The sequence below is a fragment of the Cupriavidus sp. KK10 genome (assembly GCF_018223725.1).
In the GTDB taxonomy this organism is placed as follows: Bacteria; Pseudomonadota; Gammaproteobacteria; order Burkholderiales; family Burkholderiaceae; genus Cupriavidus; species Cupriavidus necator.
The window spans coordinates 138,050-158,813 of sequence record NZ_CP073677.1; the positions used below are offsets into that span (position 1 = coordinate 138,050).

Consider the following 20,764-nt stretch of genomic DNA (forward strand, 5'->3'; position numbering starts at 1 on the left):
GGGCTTCCGACATCCATGCTGCCTGTTCAGACCTCTAATCTTGCCGCCGCGTTCACTGATGCGGTGCGCGCGCTCGCCCCGGCCGATGCCACCCTGCCCGCCGTCACCTTCGAGCGGCCCAAGGTGGCCGCCCACGGAGACCTTGCCTGCAACATCGCCATGCAGGTCGCGCGCGCGCTCAAGAGCAATCCGCGCGAGCTGGCCCAGCGCATCGTCGATGCGGTGCAGGCCGACGCGCGCGCGCAGGGCCTGGTCCAGGCCATGGAGATTGCCGGCCCCGGCTTCATCAACCTGCGCCTGACCCCGGCCGCCAAGGCCGACGTGCTGCGCGCGGTGCTGGCCGAGGGCGACCGCTACGGCGCGCGCGAGCGCGGCGTGCACGGCCAGGTGCTGGTGGAGTTCGTCTCGGCCAACCCGACCGGCCCGCTTCACGTTGGCCACGGGCGCCAGGCGGCGCTGGGCGATGCGCTGGCCAACCTGCTGTCGTGGCAGGGCTTCCACGTGCACCGCGAGTTCTACTACAACGACGCCGGCGTGCAGATCCAGACCCTGGCGCTGTCGGTGCAGGCGCGCGCGCGCGGCCTCAAGCCGGGCGACGCCAGCTGGCCTGAGGCCGCCTACAACGGCGACTACATCGCCGACATCGCCGCCGATTTCCTGGCCGGCAAGACTGTCAGCGCCTCGGACGGCGAGCCCGTGACCGCGTCAGGCAACGTCGAGGACATCGACTCGATCCGCAAGTTTGCCATCACCTACCTGCGCAATGAGCAGGACATCGACCTGCAGGCCTTCGGCGTCAAGTTCGACCGCTACTACCTGGAGTCGTCGCTGTATAGCGACGGCCGCGTCGAAGCCGCGGTGCAGTCGCTGATCGGCAAGGGCAAGACCTACGAGAGCGAGGGCGCGCTGTGGCTGCGCACCACCGACGACGGCGACGACAAGGACCGCGTGATGAAGAAGAGCGACGGCACCTATACGTACTTCGTGCCGGACGTGGCCTACCACACCACCAAGTGGGAGCGTGGCTTCACCAAGGTCATCAACGTGCAGGGCAGCGACCACCACGGCACCATCGCGCGCGTGCGCGCCGGCCTGCAGGGCCTGGACATGGGCATCCCGCAGGGCTACCCCGACTACGTGCTGCACAAGATGGTCACCGTGATGAAGAACGGCGAGGAGGTCAAGATCTCCAAGCGCGCCGGCTCCTATGTCACCGTGCGCGACCTGATCGAATGGTCCAACGGCCAGGACGACACCTGCGAGACCATCCGCGGCTGCCTGGAGCAAGGCGTGGCCGACTGGCCCGCGCACTTCACCCGTGGCCGCGACGCGGTGCGCTTCTTCCTGCTGTCGCGCAAGGCCGATACCGAGTTCGTGTTCGACGTCGACCTCGCGCTCAAGCAGAGCGACGAGAACCCGGTGTACTACGTGCAGTACGCCCATGCCCGCATCTGCTCGATCTTCGAGTCGTGGGGCGGCGCGGACTGGGAAGCCCGCCTGGCCGAGCTGGCCGGCGCCGACCTGTCCGCCGTGACCGGCCCCGAAGCCAGCGCCCAGGCGCAGGCGCTGGGACAGCGCCTGGCCGAGTTCCCGGACATGCTGTCGGCCGCCGCCGCCGAGCTGGCGCCGCATGCGGTCGCCTTCTACCTGCGCGACCTGGCCGGCGACTTCCACGCCTTCTACAACGCCGACCGCGTGCTGGTGGACGACGAGGCCGTCAAGCGCGCCCGGCTGGCGCTGCTGGCCGCCACGCGCCAGGTGCTGCGCAACGGCCTGGCGGTGATCGGCGTGTCCGCTCCGCGCCGCATGTAAGCAGACGTCCGGCGTCCCCCGCGCGGGACGCACGGGGCCGTCCGGCCCCGGGGACGATGCCAGTGCTGCCGTTGGCGGCGCTGGCCCTATAATCCCGGCATCACCGAAGAGGACTTCATGCAACAGCAACGCAAGCGCGAGTCGCGCCATGTCCGCCGCAACCAGCAACGCGGCGGTACGTTCCTGGGCCTGGTGCTCGGGCTGATCGTCGGGCTGGCCATCGCCGTGGTGGTCGCCCTGTACATCACCAAGTCGCCGACCCCGTTCCAGCAGAAGAGTGCCCCGCGCCCGAGCGAGCCGGGTAATGTCACCAGCCAGCTGCCGCCGCCGGCCCAGCGCGCCGACGAGGGCCCGAGCGACCCCAACAAGCCGCTGTGGAGCAAGACCCCGGCCAAGCCGGTGGGCCAGCCGCCCGAGCCGGAACCGAAGGCGAACGGCCGTTCTGGCCAGAACGGCCAGCAACCCCCGGTGGCAGTGGCCCGTCCGGCCGAGAAGCCGGTGGAAAAGCCCGCGGAAAAGCCGGCTGACAAGCCCGTCGCCAGCAAGCCGGCCGAGAAGCCGGTGGCCGACCCGATCGCCGAGATCGCCCAGGCCGACGCCAACAAGGTGGGCTACCTGCTGCAGGTGGGCGCGTTCCGCTCGTCGGACGACGCCGACCGCCAGAAGGCCAACCTGGCGATGCAGGGCTTCGAAGCCAGGATCACCGAACGCGACGTCAACGGCGTCAAGATGTACCGGGTGCGCCTGGGGCCGTTCAACCGCATCGAAGACATGAACAAGGCACGCGACCGGCTGCAGTCGTCCGGCTTCGAGGCCTCGGTGATCCGCTTCACCAAGCAGTAAGCCGGACCGCAGGGTCAGGCGTTATTCCGGTCGTGCCGGCGGCACTGGCTGTCATCGCCGGTAACCGCCGCAACACGTTGTCACTAGAAGTGGCCGGCGTTCCGCTGAACCGGACGCCGCCGCCGCTGTCATACGCTCATCGTCCAAACCGCAAGGCCGCACCAAGATGAAAAAACTCGCCGCACTGTTCGCCATGTTCGCCGCCGTGGGCGGCCTGCTGATGTCCGCCCCGTCCCGGGCGGCGCCCGCCGAGGGCAAGGAATACCAGGTCCTGAAGGCGGCCCAGCCGGTCGCCGCGGGCAAGATCGAGGTGACCGAGTTCTTCTGGTACGGCTGCCCGCACTGCTACGATTTCGAGCCGGATCTGGAAGCCTGGGTCAAGAAGCAGGGCAGCAACGTGGTCTTCAAGCGCGTGCCGGTCGCGTTCCGTGACGACCTGCTGCCGCACACCAAGATCTTCTATGCGCTGGAAGCCATCGGCAAGCTCGACGCCATGCACACCAAGGTCTTCAACGCCATCCACGTGGACCGCAAGCGCATGACGGACCCCAACGAGATCGCCGACTTCATGGCCAAGAACGGTGTGGACCGCAAGGCCTTCCTGGACGCCTACAACTCGTTCACGGTGACCACCAACTCGCAGCGCGCCAACAAGATCGCCGACGCCTACAAGATCGACGGCGTGCCGACCGTGGTGGTGCAGGGCAAGTTCGTGACCTCGCCGTCGATTGCCGGCAACAAGCAGGGCGCGATCCAGACCATGGATTACCTGGTGGACCAGGTGAAGGCGAAGAAGATGTAATCTGCTGGCGGCCTTCGCAAGCCGAGGGTTATCCAACACCTGTAGCAAGCCAAACGGCTGGTATCCTGTACCAGCCGTTTTTTATTTCAGACCGCAACCCTGCCTTCATGCGTCCTCTCAAAGTCTTCCTGACCGGCGCCTCCAGCGGCCTGGGCCAGGCTCTCGCGCGCGAATACGCGTCGCAGGGCGCCATCCTCGGGCTGGTGGCGCGCCGCGAGGACGCGCTGCGCGAGTTTGTCGCCACGCTGCCCAACCCGGGCGCGGTGCGCGTCTACGGCGCCGATGTGCGCGATGCCGACGCCATGGCGCGCGCCGCGCAGGACTTCCTTGGGCATTTCGGCTGCCCGGACGTGGTGATCGCCAATGCCGGGGTCTCGGTCGGCACCGTCGCCAGCGAGCGCGAGGACCTCGACGCCTTCCGCCAGGTGATGGATACCAACTGGTTCGGCGTGCTGACCACATTCCAGCCCTTCCTGCGCGCGATGCAGGCGCGCGAGCCTGGCCACTTCGGGCGCCGCGGCACGCTGGTGGGCATTGCCAGCGTCGCCGGCGTGCGCGGGCTACCGGGCGCGGGCGCCTACAGCGCGTCCAAGTCGGCGGTGATCAAGCTGCTGGAAAGCCTGCGGCTGGAGCAGCGCGCGCACGGCATCCGCGTGGTCACGATCGCGCCTGGCTATATCCGCACGCCGATGACCGCGCACAACCCGTACCGCATGCCGTTCCTGACCGATGCCGACGTGTTCGCGCGCAAGGCCGTCCGCGTGATCGCAGCCGGCCGGCGTTTCCGCGTGATTCCGTGGCCGATGGGCGTGGTGGCGGCGCTGCTGCACGTGATGCCGCGCTGGCTCTACGATGCGCTGGCCGCGGGCGCGCCGCGCAAGCCGCGGCGCGCCGACCCGCCGCAGGAGCCCTGACCATGTGGCGCGACGCCATCGGCCAGCAGCATGCCGCCGCCAGCGGGGTGGTGCGGATCGCGTCGCTGGTGCCGTCGGTGACGGAGTTGCTGTTCGCGCTCGGGCTGGCCCGGCAGATGGTGGCGCGCACCGGCTTCTGCATCCACCCGGAACCGGCCGTGCGCGCGGTGCCCAAGGTGGGCGGCACCAAGGACGTGAACGTGGCGCGGCTGCGCGAGCTGGCGCCCACGCACGTGGTGGTCAATATCGATGAGAACCGGCGCGAGACCGTGGACGAGATCCGCGCGTTCGTGCCCAATGTGATCGTCACCCATCCGTGCGCGCCGGAAGACAATCTGGGCCTGTACCAGCTGCTGGGCGGCATCTTCGGCTGCCACGCCGAAGCCGAGGCGCTGTGCACGGCGCTGCAGGTGCAGCTGGACGCGATCTGCGTGCGCCCGTGGCCGGCGCGCCGCGTGCTGTATACGATCTGGCAGGACCCGTGGATGACGGTGTCGCGCGACACCTATATCAGCCGCTTGCTGGCGCTGGCCAACTGGCAGACCTGGCCGGACGGCGGCGCTGCATTGCAAGCCTGCGTGGGCGGCGACTGCAGCCGCCCCAACGCGCCCGGCGAGCGCTATCCCACCTTCCGCTGGAGCGACGCGCTGGTGCGCGAGCTCGACCTCGTGCTGCTGTCGACCGAGCCCTACCGCTTTACCGAAGACCACGCCGACGCGCTCGAGCGCCAGCTTGGCAAGCCGGTGCTGCTGGTCGACGGCGAGATGCTGTCCTGGTATGGCAGCCGCGCCATCGACGGGGTGCGCTACCTGGCGGCGCTGGCGGCCGCCAACTAAGGCCCTGCTAAGCCAGTCAGGCCGCGCGGAAGCGGATCACGCCGTCGTCGCCGGTCTCCCGCACCAGTTCGCCACGGTGCCACAGGCAGTGCAGGTGGGCCAGCGACTCGCCCATGGCGAAGGTCATCTGGTGGATGTCGAACTGGCGCTTGAAGATCACGCTGACGATGTCGTGCGCGCTGCAGGCCTTCCCGCCGCAGGCTTCGAGCGTTTCGGCGAGGCGGTCGGCATGGTGCTCGCGCAGCTGCATGATGCGGGTATGCAGGTTGCGGAAGGGGCGGCCGTGCGAGGGCAGGATCAGCACGTCCTGCGGCAGTGGCTCATACTTGCCGAGCGAGTCCAGGTAAAGCTGCAGCGAATTGCCTTCGGGCTCCATGTCGAACACGCTGACATTGGTCGAGATGCGCGGCAGCACCATGTCGCCGGAGATCAGCACATTGGTGGCGGCGTTGTACAGCGCCACGTGCTCGGGCGAATGGCCGAAGCCGGTGATCACGCGCCAGGCCGAGGTCGCCGCATCGGTGCCGATCCGTACCGTGTCGCCTTCCATCATGCGGCGGTACTGCGCCGGCAGGTCCGGCACCAGCGACGGGTAGTAGGTCTTGCGCGCGCGCAGCTTTTCCTGGCTGTCGGCATCGGTCAGGCCGTGCAGCGCGAAGTGCGCGGCGGCGGCGTCGCCGCCCGCGCTGGAGCCGGCACCGGTGCCGCTGCCCATCACGCGCGCGCTCATGTAGTCGCCCAGGCTCATCCACAGCCGTACGCCGAAGCGCTTGCACAGCCAGTGCGCCAGGCCGACGTGGTCGGGGTGGCTGTGCGTCACCAGCACGCGCACCACCGGCAGGCCTTCCAGCTCATTGGCGAAGATGGTTTCCCAGTGGCCCTTGATGATGTCGTTGGTGATGCCGCAGTCGATGATGGTCCAGCCGTCGCGGCCGTCCAGGCGGTCGCGCAGCAGCCACAGGTTGATATGGTCGAGCGCGAACGGCAGCGGCATGCGCAGCCAGTAGACGCCGGGGGCGACTTCCTGCTTGGAGCCGGGCTCGGGCATGGTGTCGCCGAACGGGTATTGGAGCTGGTGTTCGAGTGCGTTCATGAGGAGTCTCGTGGTCGAAGCCTGGCGCCAGGGCGCGGGCTTTCTCGTTCTGCCGCCACGCCCGGCCCGAAAGACCTGGGGCGTGAAAGCACCGGTTGCCAGCCGTCCTGGTTGACGCTAACGTAAACGTCAATCATACGGCTCGTTTCCATCTTAAGCGAAAACTTGACTTCACAACGAACGACCGTTCACTTTCTTTGGGCAGGCTATGTCAGCGACGCCAGCGGCGGCTTCCGCCACCTTCACCATCACCGACCTTGCGCGTGAATTTGACATCACGCCCCGGGCCATCCGTTTCTACGAGGACCAGGGCCTGCTGTCGCCGGAGCGCGAAGGGCCGGGCGGGCGCAAGCGGGTCTACAACGGCCGTGAACGGACCCGGCTGAAGCTGACGCTGCGCGGCAAGAGGTTGGGGCTTACTCTCAATGAGATCCGCGAGATCCTTGATCTCTACGAGTCGCCGCGCGACACCACCCCGCAGCTGGAGCGCTTCCTGCACTCGCTCGCGGCGCACCGGCGCACGCTGGAGCAGCAGATGGAAGACTTGCAGGCTCAATTGGCCGAGATCGACCAGCATGAGCGGCAGTGCAGGGCCTTGCTGGCCGCGCAGACCGGCAAGCCGCAGCCGGCCACGGAAGGCGGCGATGCGCCGGCCCGGACCACCGCCGCCTGAAGCGCCACTTCCACCGGCATCCGTGCCGGATGGGATTGACGTTTACGTAAACGTCAATAGAATACCCGGACAGCGCGCGCAGCCTGTGGCTGCCCGGCGACCCAACGTTTTCACACCGGAACTCCGCCATGACGTCATCCAACGCCAGTGCCGTACCCGCTGAACCAGGATCGCTGTCCGCCGCGCGCGCCGACGCCATTGCCACCAGTTTTTCCCGCCAGGGGCTGATGACCACCTTTGGCGCGAGCCTGCGGCGGGTGGACCGCGGCGAGGTCGAGCTGGCGATGCCGTGGTCCGACGGCGTGACCCAGCAGCACGGCTTCTTCCACGGCGGCGCGGTGGGTGCGCTGGCAGACAGCGCCTGCGGCTATGCCGCGCTGACGATGGTGGGCGAAGATGAGGCGGGCCTGACCGCCGAATACAAGATCAACCTGCTGTCTCCCGCCCAGGGCGAACGCCTGGTGGCGGTGGGGCGGGTCCTCAAGCCCGGGCGCACGCTGATCGTGGCGCAGGGCGATGTCTATGTCGAGCAGGACGGCCGCCGCAAGCAGGTGGCCACCATGCTGATGACGCTGTGCGTGGTCAAGACACTGGGCCACGTCTGAACTGACGGATCCGGCCATCCATCCGGAACCCGACACACATACCGATTCCAAACAGGAGACCATCATGACCGAACTGCCAGGCCTGAAATTCGATCTGGGCGAAGACATCGAGATGCTGCGCAACTCCGTGCGCGACTGGGCCCAGGCCGAACTAGCCCCGCGCGCCGCCGAGATCGACCGCACCGACCAGTTCCCGATGGACGCCTGGAAGAAGATGGGCGACCTGGGCGTGCTGGGCATCACCGTGGCCGAGGAATACGGCGGCGCCAACATGGGCTACCTGGCGCACATGATCGCGATGGAAGAAATCAGCCGCGCCTCGGCGTCGGTCGGCCTGTCCTACGGCGCGCACTCCAACCTGTGCGTGAACCAGATCCACCGCAACGGCACCGCCGCGCAGAAGGCGAAGTACCTGCCCAAGCTGGTCTCGGGCGAGTGGATCGGCGCGCTGGCGATGAGCGAGCCCAATGCCGGCTCCGACGTGGTCAGCATGAAGCTGCGCGCCGAACTGAAGGGCGACCGCTACGTGCTCAACGGCACCAAGATGTGGATCACCAACGGCCCGGACTGCGACGTGCTGGTGGTCTACGCCAAGACCGAGCCCGAGCTGGGCGCGCGCGGCATGACCGCTTTTATCGTCGAGAAGGGCATGAAGGGCTTCTCGGTGGCGCAAAAGCTGGACAAGCTGGGCATGCGCGGCTCGCACACCGGCGAACTGGTGTTCCAGGACGTGGAAGTGCCGGTCGAGAACATCCTCGGCGCCGAGAACGGCGGCGCCAAGGTGCTGATGAGCGGGCTGGACTATGAGCGCGCGGTGCTGTCGGGCGGCCCGGTCGGGATCATGCAGGCGTGCATGGACGTGGTTACCCCGTATATCCACGACCGCAAGCAGTTCGGCCAGAGCATCGGCGAATTCCAGCTGATCCAGGGCAAGGTGGCCGACATGTACACCACGCTGCAGGCCGCGCGCAGCTACCTGTACACGGTCGGCAAGAACCTGGACGCGCTGGGCAGCGGCCACGTGCGCCAGGTGCGCAAGGACTGCGCCGCGGTGATCCTGTACACCGCCGAGAAGGCCACCTGGATGGCGGGTGAGACCGTGCAGATCCTGGGCGGCAACGGCTATATCAATGAATACCCCGCCGGCCGGCTGTGGCGCGACGCCAAGCTGTACGAGATCGGCGCCGGCACCTCGGAAATCCGCCGCATGCTGATCGGCCGCGAGCTGTTCGCGGAGACCATGTAAAGCGCAAGGGGGCGCCGAAATCACCCGGAGCCCCCGCCCGAACCCCATTACAATCTCAGTACCCGTCGCAAGACCTCTCGCAGTATTGCCCCCGGCCCCCGTCGACCCATGTCCCACTTCCCCAAACTGCTCTCCTCGCAGATTGCCTTCGATGTGGCGAGAACGATGCTCGACGGGTTCGACAAGCACTACCGCCTGTTCCGCGAGGTCAGCCACCAGGCCAAGCTCAAGTTCGAGGCCGGCGACTGGCACGGGCTGCAGCAGATTCAGCGCGACCGCATTGCGTTCTACAACGAGCGCGTGCGCGAATCGAGCGTGATCCTGGAAGACGAGTACGACGCCGAGAACATCGAGGACGAGATCTGGCAGCAGATCAAGCTGCACTACATCGGCCTCCTGACCAACCACCACCAGCCCGAGCTGGCCGAGACCTTCTTCAACTCGGTCTGCACGCGCATCCTGCACCGCTCGTACTTCAACAACGATTTCATCTTCGTGCGCCCGGCGATCTCGACCGAGTACATCGAGAACGAGGAATCGCCCACGCGCCCGACCTTCCGCGCCTACTACCCGGGCAGCCGCGAGGGCATGGCCGCGTGCTTCGAGCGCATCGTGCACAACTTCCAGCTGGAGAGCCCGTTCGAGGACCTGCCGCGCGATATCGGCTACGTGGTGCGCGCGGTCAGCGAGCATTTCGGCGACCTGCGCATCGCGCCGAATTTCCAGATCCATACGCTGTCGTCGCTGTTCTTCCGCAACAAGGCGGCCTTCATCATCGGCCGCATCCTGAACGGCGACCACACCTTCCCGCTGGCAATCCCGATCCTGCACGGCCCCTCGGGCAAGCTGATGCTGGACACGGTGCTGCTGAAGAAGGAACAGCTGCTGATCCTGTTCTCGTTCACGCACTCTTACTTCATGGTCGACATGGAGATTCCGTCGGCCTACGTGACCTTCCTGCGCGACATCATGCCGCGCAAGCCGCGCGCCGAGATCTATACCTCGCTGGGCCTGCAGAAGCAGGGCAAGAACCTGTTCTACCGCGATTTCCTGCACCACCTGCAGCATTCGTCGGACAAGTTCATCGTTGCGCCCGGCATCCGCGGGCTGGTGATGCTGGTGTTCACGCTGCCGTCGTACCCGTACGTGTTCAAGGTCATCAGGGACTTTTTCCCGGCGCCCAAGGAAACTACGCGCGAGCTGGTCAAGTCCAAGTACCAGCTGGTCAAGCAGCACGACCGCGTGGGCCGCATGGCGGATACGCTGGAGTACTCCGACGTGGCCTTCCCGCTCTCGCGCTTCGATGATGCGCTGGTGCGCGAGTTCGAGCAGCACGCGCCGTCGATGATCGAATACCAGCGCGGCAAGGACGGCGGCGAAGAGATCGTGGTGCGCCACGTCTATATCGAGCGCCGCATGACGCCGCTGAACATCTACCTGACGGAGGGCTCCGACGCGCAGGTCGAGCACGGCGTGATCGAATATGGCAACGCCGTCAAGGAGCTGATTGCCGCGAACATCTTCCCGGGAGACATGCTGTACAAGAACTTTGGCGTCACGCGCCACGGGCGCGTGGTGTTCTACGACTACGACGAGATCGAGTACCTGACCGACTGCAACATCCGCGACGTGCCGCAGCCGCGCAACGAGGAAGAGGAGATGTCGGGCGAGGTCTGGTACACGGTGCGTCCGCACGATATCTTTCCCGAGACCTTCCGCACCTTCCTGCTGGGCGACACGCGCGTGCGCGCGGCGTTCCTGCGCCACCATGCGGACTTTTTCGACCCTGCCATGTGGCAGAGCCACAAGGACCGGCTCCTGGCCGGACATGTTCATGACTTCTTTGCCTATCACAGTTCAGAGCGATTCATTCACCGCTACGGCGAAGCTGGCAGCGTGCAGGCTGCCGTTCCCGATCCTGGTCCCGCAAGGAGGGTCGCATGACTGACGCCATTGCCCAGCTGTTCCGCAACAACCGCGAGTGGGTCGACCGGGTCAACGCCGAAGACCCCACCTTCTTCATGCGCCTGGCCAACCAGCAGGCGCCCGAGTACCTGTGGATCGGCTGCTCCGATTCGCGCGTGCCGGCCAACCAGATCCTGGGCCTGGCCCCGGGCGAGGTGTTCGTCCACCGCAATATCGCCAACGTGATCGCGCACAGCGACCTGAACGCGCTGGCGGTGATCCAGTTCGCGGTAGAGGTGCTCAAGGTGCGCCATATCACCGTGGTGGGCCACTACGGCTGCGGCGGTGTCAAGGTCGCGCTCAAGCGCGAGCGCATCGGCCTGGCCGACAACTGGCTGCGCCATGTGCGCGACGTGGCCGACAAGCACGAGGCCTATCTCGGCACGCTGCTGCGCGAGGACGACGCCCATACCCGGCTGTGCGAGCTCAATGTGATCGAGCAGGTCAACAACGTCTGCCAGACCACCGTGCTCCAGGATGCCTGGACCCGCGGCCAGGCCGTGACCGTGCATGGCTGGGTCTACGGCGTGTCCGACGGCCTGCTGCGCGACCTGGGCATGGCCGCCAGCAGCAACGAAGAACTGCACGAGCAGCTGGCCGCGGCCTACCGCCAGTACGGCGATCCGCCGCAGGCGTCGATCCGCTGACCGGACCCACCCGACACCGCTTCTTCATACACCGATCCAGGAGACCCGACATGGAAGAGATCGTTATCGTTTCAGCCGCCCGCACGCCGATGGCTGCGTTCCAGGGCGAATTCGCCAGCGTCACCGCGCCGCAGCTGGGCGCCGTGGCCATCCGCGCCGCCGTTGAGCGCGCCGGCCTGAAGCCCGAGCAGGTGGAAGAAGTGGTGTTCGGCTGCGTGCTGCCGGCCGGCCAGGGCCAGGCCCCGGCGCGGCAGGCCGCGCTGGGCGCCGGCCTGCCGCTGGGCGTGGGCTGCACCACCGTCAACAAGATGTGCGGCTCGGGCATGCGCGCGGCCATGACCGTCTACGACGGGCTGATCGCGGGCTCGTTCGATATCGCCATTGCCGGCGGCATGGAGAGCATGACCAATGCGCCGTACCTGGTGCCGAAGGGCCGTGGCGGCTACCGCATCGGCCACGGCATGATCTACGACCACATGATGCTGGACGGCCTGGAAGACGCGTATGACAAGGGCCGCGCCATGGGCACCTTCGGCGAGGATTGCGCCGCCAAGTACGGCTTTACGCGCGAGCAGCAGGACGAATTCGCGATGGAAAGCGTGCGCCGCGCCCAGCAGGCCACCGAGAACGGCGACTTCCGCTGGGAGATTGCGCCAGTGACCGTGTCCGGCAAGGGCGGCGACACCGTGATCGACACCGACGAAGGCCCGCGCCGCATCAAGCTCGACAAGATCCCCTCGCTCAAGCCCGCCTTTGCCAAGGACGGCACTATCACCGCGGCCTCGTCGTCGTCCATCAACGACGGCGCCTCGGCGCTGGTGATGATGCGCGCCTCCACCGCGAAGAAGCTCGGCCTGCAGCCGATCGCACGCATGCTCGGCCACACCACCCACGCGCAGGCGCCGGGCTGGTTCACCACCGCGCCGGTCGAGGCCATCGCCAAGCTGTACCGCAAGCTGGACTGGACCACCGACAGCGTCGACCTGTTCGAGATCAACGAGGCCTTTGCCGTGGTGCCGATGGCGGCCATGCACGACCTCAAGATCGCGCGCGACAAGGTCAATATCCACGGCGGCGCCTGCGCGCTGGGCCACCCGATCGGCGCCTCGGGCGCACGCATCATGACCACGCTGATCGGCGCGCTGCGCAAGACCGGCGGCAAGCGCGGCGTGGCGAGCCTGTGCATTGGCGGCGGCGAGGCAACCGCGGTCGGTATTGAGATTCTCTGACGTAGTTCTGCGCCCCTCTCCCTCATAAAGGGGGAGGGGCGCAAGATCCAGGCAGTTCGCTGAACCCAAGTAGCCAGTCAAAGGAGCACAGCCTTGCCAACCGTCCTGATCCTCGGTGCCTCGCGCGGCATCGGCCTTGAATTCGTGCGCCAGTACCGTGCCGACGGCTGGCGCGTCATCGCGGCGGCGCGTACGCCCGAAGGCGTCGGCGCGCTGCAGGCGCTGGGTGCCGAAGCTCACCAGGTCGACCTGTCCGATGCCGGCGCGGTCGCGGGCCTGGGCTGGAAGCTCGACGGCGAAGCCCTCGACGTGGCGATCTACAACGCCGGCGTGCTGGGGCCCCGCACCGAAGGCGCGCAGCCGGTCACGCCGCAGGAATTCGACCAGGTGATGCATGTCAACGTGCTCGGCCCGATGATGGCGCTGCCGCTGCTGCTGCCCTACGTCGAAGCGGGCCAGTCCGGCCACGGCGGGGTGCTGGCGGTGCTGTCTTCGCGCATGGGCAGCATCACCGCGATGGAGCACAGCACCAGCTGGCTGTACCGCGTCAGCAAGGCCGGCGCCAATGCGGCGCTGCGCGCGGTCTCGCTCGATGCGCGCCACGCCACCTGCGTCGCGCTGCACCCGGGCTGGGTCAAGACCGACATGGGCGGCCAGGAAGCCGACCTGACCGTGCAGCAGAGCGTCAAGGGCATGCGCCAGGTGCTGGCTGGCGTCAAGCGGCGCGACAACGGCACCTTCCATAACTACGACGGCACGCCCATCCCCTGGTAAGCGCGCCCGCACACTGATCACCGAACCGACATGCTGCTGACCCCCGAACAGGAAATGATCCGCGACGCCGTGCGCCAGTTTGCGCAGGAAGTGATCGCGCCGCAGGCCGCGCAGTGGGACCGCGACAAGACCTTCCCCAAGGACGTGCACCGCGAACTGGCGGCGCTGGGTGCCTACGGCGTGGCAGTGCCGGAGGAATACGGCGGCGCCGGCCTGGACTACCTGTCGCTGGCGCTGATCCTTGAAGAGATCGCGGCCGGCGATGGCGGCACCTCCACCGTCATCAGCGTCAACAACTGCCCGGTGTGCAGCATGCTGATGTCGTTCGCCAGCGAGGCGCAGAAGCAGCAGTGGCTGGTGCCGCTGGCGCGCGGCGAGATGCTGGGCGCGTTCTGCCTGACCGAGCCGCACGTCGGCTCGGATGCCTCGGCGCTGCGCACCAGCGCGGTCCGCGACGGCGACCACTACGTGCTCAACGGCGTCAAGCAGTTCATCACCAGCGGCCAGAACGCCGACGTGGCGATCGTGCTGGCCGTGACCGACAAGGCTGCCGGCAAGCGCGGCATCAGCGCCTTTATCGTGCCGACTTCGACCCCGGGTTACGTGGTCGCGCGGCTGGAGGACAAGCTCGGCCAGCACTCGTCGGACACCGCGCAGATCCTGTTCGAGGACTGCCGCGTGCCGGCGGCCAACCTGCTGGGCGACGAGGGCGGCGGCTACAAGATGGCGCTGTCGGGCCTGGAAGGCGGGCGCATCGGCATCGCCTCGCAGAGCATCGGCATGGCGCGCGCCGCGTTCGAGGCGGCGCTGGCCTATGCCAAGGAGCGCGAGAGCTTCGGCCAGCCGCTGTTCCAGCACCAGGCGGTGCAGTTCCGCCTGGCCGAGATGGCCACCCGCATCGACGTGGCGCGCCAGATGGTGTGGCACGCCGCCGCGCTGCGCGACGCCGGCCGCCCCTGCCTGAAGGAGGCGGCCATGGCCAAGCTCTTTGCCAGCGAGATGGCCGAGCGGGTGTGCTCGGATGCGATCCAGGTGTTTGGCGGCTACGGCTACGTCAGCGACTTCCCGGTGGAGCGCATCTACCGCGACGTGCGCGTGTGCCAGATCTACGAGGGCACCAGCGATATCCAGAAGATCCTGATCGCGCGCGCGCTGGCCTAGCTATGCGCGTACGATGGGGTGCATGCCGCGAAGGCGGCGCGCTTCCCTGATTCCAGACCCGGCAACCACAACAAGAAGGGCCCCGACATGACCGCAGCGATCGACTTCTACTTTGATTTCTCTTCGCCCTACGGCTACTTTGCCAGCACCCGCATCGACGACCTGGCGCAGAAGTACGGGCGCATTGTCGCCTGGCATCCCATCCTGCTGGGCGTGGTGTTCAAGACCACCGGCGCCTCGCCGCTGCCGCAGCTGCCGCTCAAGGGCGATTACTCGTGGCGCGACTTCGAGCGCACCGCGCGGTTCCACGGCATCGAATACAAGCGCCCCACGCATTTCCCGCTGCCCACCACGCACGCCGCGCGCGCCATGCTGTGGCTGCAGAACCACCACGGCGACGACATCGCCACGGCCTTTGCCAAGTCGGTGTACCGCGCGTTGTTCGTCGACGACATCAATATCGCCGAGCCGGCCGAGATCATGAAGCTGGCCGAGCCGCTGGGCGTGGACGTGCAGGCGCTGGATGCCGGCGCCACCAGCTACCAGATCAAGGACCAGCTCAAGGCCGAGATCGACGTGGCGATGGCCAAGGGCGTGTTCGGCTCGCCCTTCGTCATCATCGACGGCGAGCCGTTCTGGGGCTTCGACCGCTTCGACCAGGTCGAGGCCCACCTGAAGAGCCGTCGCCAGACTGAACTCAGGGCCGTGCCGAGCCTGGACACCAAGGAAAAGAAACCCGCATGACTGCAGCAACCCGTGGCCATTCCGGCCGATTCGATTGCGTGATCTTCGACTGCGACGGCGTGCTCGTCGACAGCGAGCCCATCGTCAACCGCGTGCTCAACCAGATGCTGAACGAGCTTGGCATCGAGATCTCGCTGGAAGACTCCACGCGCCTGTTCCTCGGCCGCGCCGTGCGCGAGGAGCTGGACATGATCGCGCGCATGCGCGGCGCGCCGCTGCCCGAGAACTGGCTGTCGACCTGGCTGGCCCGCCGCAACGCGGTGCTGGAAGCCGAAGTCGTCGCGGTGGCGCATGTGCGCGAGGCGATTGGCAAGATCGCCGCCACCGGCATGCCGGTGTGCGTGGCGTCGGGTGCGGACCGCATCAAGGTCAAGCTGCAACTGACCAGGACCGGGCTGGTCGAGCTGTTCCAGCAGGATGAGCGCGAGCACATCTTCTCTGCCACCGAAGTGGCGCGCAGCAAGCCCGCACCCGATGTGTACCTGCTGGCCGCGCGCACCATGGGCGTGGAGCCGGCGCGCTGCGCCGTGGTGGAAGACAGCCCGACCGGCGTGACCGCGGGCGTGGCCGCCGGCATGACGGTGTTCGGCTACGCCGAGCGCAACGATGCCGCGCTGCTGCGCGAGGCCGGCGCGGGCACCATCTTCACCGATATGCGCGACCTGCCGGAGCTGGTGGGATGACGGCGAAAGCGGCAGGCCGCTTGCCCAAGGCCGGACCGGTGCCGTGCCCGTGCGGCAGCGCGGACTATGCCGCCTGCTGCGGCCGCTTCCATCGTGGCGAGGCACTGCCGCCCAATGCCGAGGCGCTGATGCGCTCGCGCTACAGCGCCTATGTGCTGAACGACATGGAATGGCTGCGGCAGACCTGGCATGCATCGACCTGCCCGGCCGACCTGTTGCCGGATACCGCCACACGCTGGCTCGGGCTCACGGTGAAGGCGCATGCGCAGCAGGACGACACGCATGCCGAAGTGGAATTCGTGGCGCGCTACAAGGTAGGCGGGCGTGCCAAGCGGCTGCATGAGCGCAGCCGCTTTGTCTGCGAAGCGCGCGCGCCCGGCGAGGCGCCCCGCTGGCTTTATGTGGATGGGGACATGATCGGGGAGGCACCATGAGCATCGAGAAGCGGAACGAGCCTGAGTACCTGCTGTATTGCTTTGCCCAGTCCGGCAATGCCTACAAGGTGGCGCTGCTGCTGGAAACCGTCGGCGTGCAGCGCGGCCAGCAGCTGTGGCAGCCGCGCTTCGTCGATTTCTTCAATGGCGAGACCCGTACGCCCGAGTACCGCGCCATCAACGTGATGGGCGAGGTGCCGGTGCTGGAGTTCGGCGGCCAGCGCCTGTCGCAGTCCGGCGCCATCCTGGAAACGCTGGCCACGCGCCTCGATGCCTACGGCCCGCGCGATGAGGCCGAGCGCGCCGAGGTGCTGCGCTGGCTGCTGTTCGACAACCACAAGTTCACCTCCTACACCGCCACCTACCGCTTCATGCGCAACTTCGCCAGGTCGCCGGACCCGGCCGTGCTGGAGTTCTTCCGCGCGCGCTGCGAAGGCGCGTGGAACGTGCTCAACGCGCACCTGGCCGGGCGAGCATTCCTGCTGGGCGAGCGCGCCAGCATCGCGGACTTCTCGCTGGCGGGCTACGTCTTCTTCGACGACGAGATCGGCGTGCACTGGCGCAAGGAGTACCCGCATATCCACGCCTGGGCCGAGCGCATCCGTGCGCTGCCGGGCTGGAAGCATCCCTACGACCTGATGCCGGGGCACCCGCTGCCCAAGCACGCAGGCTGAGCCCGGCCGCTGGCAGGACGGCGAAAACCAATATCAAGCAGGAAGAGACACAGATGCCCACCCTGGAAACCAAACTCAACGCCCGCTCCGAATCCTTCAAGGCCAACGCCGAGTCGATGCAGGCCCTGGTGGCCGACCTCAAGGCCAGGATCGCGAAGCTGGCCGAAGGCGGCGGCGAAGACGCGCGCAACAAGCACCTGTCGCGCGGCAAGCTGCTGCCGCGCGAGCGCGTGCAGCAGCTGCTGGATCCGGGCACGCCGTTCCTGGAGCTGTCGCAGCTGGCCGCATACGACATGTACGACAATGCCGCGCCGGGCGCGGGCATCATCACCGGCATCGGCCGCGTGGCCGGGCAGGAATGCGTGATCGTCTGCAATGACGCCACCGTCAAGGGCGGTACCTACTACCCGATGACGGTCAAGAAGCATGTGCGCGCGCAGGAGATCGCCGAGGAGAACAACCTGCCGTGCATCTACCTGGTGGATTCCGGCGGCGCCAACCTGCCCAACCAGGACGACGTGTTCCCCGACCGCGACCACTTCGGCCGCATCTTCTACAACCAGGCCAACCTGTCCAAGCAGGGCATCCCGCAGATCGCGGTGGTGATGGGCTCGTGCACCGCCGGCGGCGCCTACGTGCCCGCGATGAGCGACGAGTCCATCATCGTCAAGAACCAGGGCACCATCTTCCTGGGCGGCCCGCCGCTGGTGAAGGCCGCCACGGGCGAGGAAGTCAGCGCCGAAAACCTGGGCGGCGCCGACGTGCATACGCGCCTGTCGGGCGTGGCTGACTACTTTGCGCAGAACGACCATCACGCGCTGAGCCTGGCGCGCAATATCGTGCAGCACCTGAACCGCCGCAAGCCGGACCAGATCCGCCTGCACGAGCCAGTCGAGCCGCTGTATCCGGTGCAAGAGCTCTATGGCGTGATCCCGACCGATACGCGCAAGCCCTATGACGTGCGCGAGGTGATCGCGCGCCTGGTCGACGGCTCCGAGTTCGACGAGTTCAAGGCGCGCTACGGCACCACGCTGGTGTGCGGCTTCGCGCGCATCTGGGGCTACCCGGTCGGCATCATCGCCAACAACGGCATCCTGTTCTCCGAGTCCGCGCTCAAGGGCGCGCACTTCATCGAGCTGTGCTGCCAGCGCAAGATCCCGCTGGTCTTCCTGCAGAACATCACCGGCTTCATGGTCGGGCGCAAGTACGAGAACGAAGGCATTGCCCGCAACGGCGCCAAGATGGTGACCGCGGTCGCCACCGCGCAAGTGCCCAAGTTCACGGTGATCATCGGCGGCTCGTTCGGCGCCGGCAACTACGGCATGTGCGGGCGCGCCTATTCGCCGCGCTTCCTGTGGATGTGGCCGAACGCGCGCATCTCGGTGATGGGCGGCGAACAAGCCGCCAGCGTGCTAGCCACGGTGCGCCGCGACGGCATCGAGGGCAAGGGTGGCAAGTGGAGCGCGCAGGAGGAAGAGGCGTTCAAGCAGCCGATCCGCGACCAGTACGAGCACCAGGGCCATCCGTACTACGCCAGCGCGCGGCTGTGGGACGACGGCGTGATCGACCCGGCGCAGACCCGCACCGTGCTGGGCCTGGGTCTTTCCGCCAGCCTGAATGCACCGATCGACGAGATGAAGTTCGGCGTGTTCCGCATGTAATTGCGGCCAAGCCACTACTGTCCCATTACCGCCTTCCACCCCATGCGCAGCGTCGCCCGCCTGCTTTGCAGCCTAGCCCTGGTTACGGCGTTCGCCATGCTGGCGCCGCTGTGCGGGCATGCGCAGACTGCGAACGGAAACGGCAAAGCTGCGCGCATGCGCTTCCAGGAGCAGGTGGTGATGCTGCCCAAAGCGGCGATCCCGTCGCGCATCGACCTGGAAGCCACGGTATTCAAGCCGGCTGGCGACGGGCCGTTTCCGCTGGTGGTGATCAACCACGGCAAGGCGCCGGGCCGGCCCGCCATGCAGGGGCGCGCGCGCTTTCCGGCGCAGAGCGTGGAATTCCTGCGCCGCGGCTACGCCGTGGTGCTGCCGATGCGGCAGGGTTTTGCGCGCTCGGGCGGCGCCTATGTGGGCGGCAGTTGCGATATCGAGGCCAACGGCATGATGCAGGCCGACGATGTCGTCGCCACGCTCGACTTCATGGCCACGCAGCCCTATGTGGACATGGAGCGCATTGTCGTGATCGGCCAGTCGCACGGGGGCCTGACCACGATGGCGTTTAGCACCATCGGCTATCCCGGGGTGCTGGGTGTGATCAATTTTGCGGGCGGACTGCGCAACCTGAACTGCCCGGACTGGGAAGAGCGCCTGGTCGATGCCTTTGCCAGCTACGGCGGCCTGGCGCGCTACCCGTCGCTGTGGGTGTACGGCGACAACGACAGCTACTGGCCGGTGCCCTTGCCCGGCCGCATGTTCAACGCCTTCAAGGCGCGCGCCACCGGCCCCGCGGCTCAATCACGGCTGTTGGACGTGGGCGAGTTCGGCAACGACTCGCATCGCGTCTTCAGCGCGCGTGAAGGCATCCCGGTGTGGTTGCCTGAAGTCGGCAACTTCTTCCGCTCGCTGGGCCTGCCGTTCGACGCCGGCACCTGAACCGCACCAGACAACTTTTCCGCCAACGGAGCGAACCATGGAATTCACCGCACTGACCGTCAATATCGCCAGCCACGTCGCCACCGTCACGCTGAACCGGCCCGATGTGCGCAACGCCTTCAACGAGACCGTGATCGCCGAGCTGACCGGCGCCTTCCGCGCGCTGGGCGACATGGACGAGGTGCGCGCAATCGTGCTGGCCGGCAATGGCCCGGCCTTCTGCGCCGGCGCCGACTTGAACTGGATGAAGAAGATGGCGGGCTATTCCGACGACCAGAACCGTGCCGATGCGCTGACCCTGGCGCAGATGCTGCACACCATCTGGTCGTGCCCGCGCCCGGTGATCGCGCGCATCCAGGGCGACACCTACGCCGGCGGCATGGGCCTGGTGGCCGCGTGCGATATCGCGGTGGCAGCCGAGCACGCGCACTTCTGCCTGTCCGAGGCGCGCCTGGGCCTGCTGCCCGCCACCATCAGCCCGTATGTGATCCGCGCGCTGGGCGAGCAGGCCGCACGCCGCTACTTCATCACCGCCGAGCGTTTCGATGCCGCCGAGGCGCTGCGGCTGGGCTTTGTGCACACGGTGGTGCCGGCCGAGGCCCTGGATGCCAAGGTCACCGAACTGGCGACCGCGCTGGTGGCCAACAGCCCGAACGCCGTGCGCGAAAGCAAGCGGCTGGTGCAGGACATCGCCGGGCGTGCGATCGACAACGATTTGCTGGCCGATACCGCGGACCGGATTGCGAAGATCCGGGCGTCGGAAGAGGGGCGTGAAGGGGTGAAGTCGTTCCTGGAAAAGCGCTCGCCGTCGTGGCGCCCCGCTTGAGTCACACGTGCGGCCTGCCGCAGTGAAAAAAAGACTACCGGCAGGTTGCGTGGAGATCGCGGCACGCTAGCGACAAGAACAGCGCTTCACCCCGATAACGTTCGGTAAATCCGGTCAAAGTACTGCCAACGCGAAAATATCACCTTCATTGCCAAGCGCGAGAAGACATTCCTAACATGACCCTCCCCAACCTGTCCGCCACCGTT

Annotated in this window: 21 protein-coding genes; 20 read left to right on the top strand and 1 reads right to left on the bottom strand. The window is 67.2% G+C overall.

The features are described 5' to 3' along the window. The first annotated feature begins 15 nt into the window (after window positions 1-15). From argS to KB879_RS00700, 5 genes are all read left to right on the top strand, one after another. On the top strand, window positions 16-1,812 hold the full coding sequence (argS, locus tag KB879_RS00680; RefSeq protein WP_211980545.1) for an arginine--tRNA ligase: 1,797 nt from the start codon (window positions 16-18) through the stop codon (window positions 1,810-1,812). Window positions 1,813-1,929: 117 nt separating this feature from the next. Continuing rightward, window positions 1,930-2,655, top strand: a complete 726-nt coding sequence (locus KB879_RS00685; protein ID WP_013955245.1) for an SPOR domain-containing protein — start codon at window positions 1,930-1,932, stop codon at window positions 2,653-2,655. Between the two features lie 166 nt (window positions 2,656-2,821). Continuing rightward, window positions 2,822-3,457, top strand: coding sequence for a thiol:disulfide interchange protein DsbA/DsbL (locus KB879_RS00690; RefSeq protein WP_013955246.1), 636 nt, complete (start codon window positions 2,822-2,824; stop codon window positions 3,455-3,457). A 107-nt stretch (window positions 3,458-3,564) separates the two neighbouring features. Then, window positions 3,565-4,371, top strand: a complete 807-nt coding sequence (locus KB879_RS00695) for an SDR family oxidoreductase (RefSeq protein WP_211980546.1) — start codon at window positions 3,565-3,567, stop codon at window positions 4,369-4,371. A gap of 2 nt (window positions 4,372-4,373) precedes the next feature. Continuing rightward, window positions 4,374-5,207, top strand: a complete 834-nt coding sequence (locus KB879_RS00700; RefSeq protein ID WP_211980547.1) for a helical backbone metal receptor — start codon at window positions 4,374-4,376, stop codon at window positions 5,205-5,207. A 16-nt stretch (window positions 5,208-5,223) separates the two neighbouring features. On the opposite strand, the gene KB879_RS00705 is transcribed toward KB879_RS00700, so the two are convergent. Next, the gene (locus KB879_RS00705; protein ID WP_153956606.1) at window positions 5,224-6,300 is read right to left on the bottom strand and encodes an MBL fold metallo-hydrolase; all 1,077 of its coding nucleotides are present in this window, start codon (window positions 6,298-6,300) and stop codon (window positions 5,224-5,226) included. Window positions 6,301-6,508: 208 nt separating this feature from the next. Between KB879_RS00705 and KB879_RS00710 the strand changes: the two genes are divergently transcribed. From KB879_RS00710 to KB879_RS00780, 15 genes are all read left to right on the top strand, one after another. Beyond that, window positions 6,509-6,973, top strand: a complete 465-nt coding sequence (locus tag KB879_RS00710; protein WP_013955250.1) for a MerR family DNA-binding transcriptional regulator — start codon at window positions 6,509-6,511, stop codon at window positions 6,971-6,973. Between the two features lie 128 nt (window positions 6,974-7,101). After that, window positions 7,102-7,578 (top strand): PaaI family thioesterase, encoded by a 477-nt coding sequence (locus tag KB879_RS00715; RefSeq protein ID WP_013955251.1) that lies wholly within the window; start codon window positions 7,102-7,104, stop codon window positions 7,576-7,578. Between the two features lie 64 nt (window positions 7,579-7,642). After that, on the top strand, window positions 7,643-8,824 hold the full coding sequence (locus KB879_RS00720; protein ID WP_013955252.1) for an isovaleryl-CoA dehydrogenase: 1,182 nt from the start codon (window positions 7,643-7,645) through the stop codon (window positions 8,822-8,824). Window positions 8,825-8,932: 108 nt separating this feature from the next. Then, a complete protein-coding gene (gene aceK / locus KB879_RS00725; protein WP_153957034.1) occupies window positions 8,933-10,768 on the top strand; it encodes a bifunctional isocitrate dehydrogenase kinase/phosphatase in 1,836 nt (611 codons plus the stop codon). After that, complete coding sequence (gene can, locus KB879_RS00730; protein WP_013955254.1) at window positions 10,765-11,436, top strand: carbonate dehydratase; 672 nt, start codon at window positions 10,765-10,767, stop codon at window positions 11,434-11,436. The genes aceK and can overlap by 4 nt, the downstream gene beginning before the upstream one ends. A 50-nt stretch (window positions 11,437-11,486) precedes the next feature. Next, on the top strand, window positions 11,487-12,665 hold the full coding sequence (locus KB879_RS00735; protein WP_013955255.1) for an acetyl-CoA C-acetyltransferase: 1,179 nt from the start codon (window positions 11,487-11,489) through the stop codon (window positions 12,663-12,665). Between the two features lie 93 nt (window positions 12,666-12,758). Next, window positions 12,759-13,439, top strand: coding sequence for an SDR family oxidoreductase (locus tag KB879_RS00740; protein WP_013955256.1), 681 nt, complete (start codon window positions 12,759-12,761; stop codon window positions 13,437-13,439). 30 nt (window positions 13,440-13,469) lie between these two features. Continuing rightward, entirely contained in the window at window positions 13,470-14,600 is a 1,131-nt protein-coding gene (locus KB879_RS00745) for an acyl-CoA dehydrogenase family protein (protein ID WP_013955257.1), read from the top strand. Window positions 14,601-14,687: 87 nt separating this feature from the next. Beyond that, a complete protein-coding gene (locus tag KB879_RS00750) occupies window positions 14,688-15,344 on the top strand; it encodes a 2-hydroxychromene-2-carboxylate isomerase (protein ID WP_018314407.1) in 657 nt (218 codons plus the stop codon). Continuing rightward, complete coding sequence (locus tag KB879_RS00755) at window positions 15,341-16,027, top strand: HAD family phosphatase (protein WP_013955259.1); 687 nt, start codon at window positions 15,341-15,343, stop codon at window positions 16,025-16,027. The genes KB879_RS00750 and KB879_RS00755 overlap by 4 nt, the downstream gene beginning before the upstream one ends. After that, on the top strand, window positions 16,024-16,461 hold the full coding sequence (locus KB879_RS00760) for a YchJ family protein (RefSeq protein ID WP_013955260.1): 438 nt from the start codon (window positions 16,024-16,026) through the stop codon (window positions 16,459-16,461). Before KB879_RS00755 ends, KB879_RS00760 begins: the two co-directional genes overlap by 4 nt. Beyond that, window positions 16,458-17,135, top strand: a complete 678-nt coding sequence (locus KB879_RS00765) for a glutathione S-transferase family protein (protein ID WP_013955261.1) — start codon at window positions 16,458-16,460, stop codon at window positions 17,133-17,135. The genes KB879_RS00760 and KB879_RS00765 overlap by 4 nt, the downstream gene beginning before the upstream one ends. A 53-nt stretch (window positions 17,136-17,188) precedes the next feature. Next, entirely contained in the window at window positions 17,189-18,796 is a 1,608-nt protein-coding gene (locus KB879_RS00770; protein WP_211980548.1) for a carboxyl transferase domain-containing protein, read from the top strand. A 42-nt stretch (window positions 18,797-18,838) separates the two neighbouring features. Next, window positions 18,839-19,732 (top strand): dienelactone hydrolase family protein, encoded by an 894-nt coding sequence (locus tag KB879_RS00775; protein ID WP_013955263.1) that lies wholly within the window; start codon window positions 18,839-18,841, stop codon window positions 19,730-19,732. Between the two features lie 37 nt (window positions 19,733-19,769). Beyond that, window positions 19,770-20,558, top strand: a complete 789-nt coding sequence (locus KB879_RS00780) for an enoyl-CoA hydratase/isomerase family protein (protein WP_153956051.1) — start codon at window positions 19,770-19,772, stop codon at window positions 20,556-20,558. The last annotated feature ends 206 nt before the right edge of the window (window positions 20,559-20,764 follow it).

What these genes read in the sequence shown, in the direction of transcription:
- KB879_RS00710 (WP_013955250.1), top strand. Translation starts at nt 6,509, where the DNA reads ATGTCAGCGACGCCAGCGGCGGCTTCCGCCACCTTCACCATCACCGAC.
- KB879_RS00700 (WP_211980547.1), top strand. Translation starts at nt 4,374, where the DNA reads ATGTGGCGCGACGCCATCGGCCAGCAGCATGCCGCCGCCAGCGGGGTG.
- KB879_RS00760 (WP_013955260.1), top strand. Translation starts at nt 16,024, where the DNA reads ATGACGGCGAAAGCGGCAGGCCGCTTGCCCAAGGCCGGACCGGTGCCG.
- KB879_RS00780 (WP_153956051.1), top strand. Translation starts at nt 19,770, where the DNA reads ATGGAATTCACCGCACTGACCGTCAATATCGCCAGCCACGTCGCCACC.
- aceK (WP_153957034.1), top strand. Translation starts at nt 8,933, where the DNA reads ATGTCCCACTTCCCCAAACTGCTCTCCTCGCAGATTGCCTTCGATGTG.
- KB879_RS00735 (WP_013955255.1), top strand. Translation starts at nt 11,487, where the DNA reads ATGGAAGAGATCGTTATCGTTTCAGCCGCCCGCACGCCGATGGCTGCG.
- KB879_RS00690 (WP_013955246.1), top strand. Translation starts at nt 2,822, where the DNA reads ATGAAAAAACTCGCCGCACTGTTCGCCATGTTCGCCGCCGTGGGCGGC.
- KB879_RS00720 (WP_013955252.1), top strand. Translation starts at nt 7,643, where the DNA reads ATGACCGAACTGCCAGGCCTGAAATTCGATCTGGGCGAAGACATCGAG.
- KB879_RS00745 (WP_013955257.1), top strand. Translation starts at nt 13,470, where the DNA reads ATGCTGCTGACCCCCGAACAGGAAATGATCCGCGACGCCGTGCGCCAG.
- KB879_RS00770 (WP_211980548.1), top strand. Translation starts at nt 17,189, where the DNA reads ATGCCCACCCTGGAAACCAAACTCAACGCCCGCTCCGAATCCTTCAAG.
- can (WP_013955254.1), top strand. Translation starts at nt 10,765, where the DNA reads ATGACTGACGCCATTGCCCAGCTGTTCCGCAACAACCGCGAGTGGGTC.
- KB879_RS00715 (WP_013955251.1), top strand. Translation starts at nt 7,102, where the DNA reads ATGACGTCATCCAACGCCAGTGCCGTACCCGCTGAACCAGGATCGCTG.
- KB879_RS00695 (WP_211980546.1), top strand. Translation starts at nt 3,565, where the DNA reads ATGCGTCCTCTCAAAGTCTTCCTGACCGGCGCCTCCAGCGGCCTGGGC.
- KB879_RS00755 (WP_013955259.1), top strand. Translation starts at nt 15,341, where the DNA reads ATGACTGCAGCAACCCGTGGCCATTCCGGCCGATTCGATTGCGTGATC.
- KB879_RS00750 (WP_018314407.1), top strand. Translation starts at nt 14,688, where the DNA reads ATGACCGCAGCGATCGACTTCTACTTTGATTTCTCTTCGCCCTACGGC.
- KB879_RS00705 (WP_153956606.1), bottom strand. Translation starts at nt 6,300, where the DNA reads ATGAACGCACTCGAACACCAGCTCCAATACCCGTTCGGCGACACCATG.
- KB879_RS00775 (WP_013955263.1), top strand. Translation starts at nt 18,839, where the DNA reads ATGCGCAGCGTCGCCCGCCTGCTTTGCAGCCTAGCCCTGGTTACGGCG.
- KB879_RS00765 (WP_013955261.1), top strand. Translation starts at nt 16,458, where the DNA reads ATGAGCATCGAGAAGCGGAACGAGCCTGAGTACCTGCTGTATTGCTTT.
- argS (WP_211980545.1), top strand. Translation starts at nt 16, where the DNA reads ATGCTGCCTGTTCAGACCTCTAATCTTGCCGCCGCGTTCACTGATGCG.
- KB879_RS00685 (WP_013955245.1), top strand. Translation starts at nt 1,930, where the DNA reads ATGCAACAGCAACGCAAGCGCGAGTCGCGCCATGTCCGCCGCAACCAG.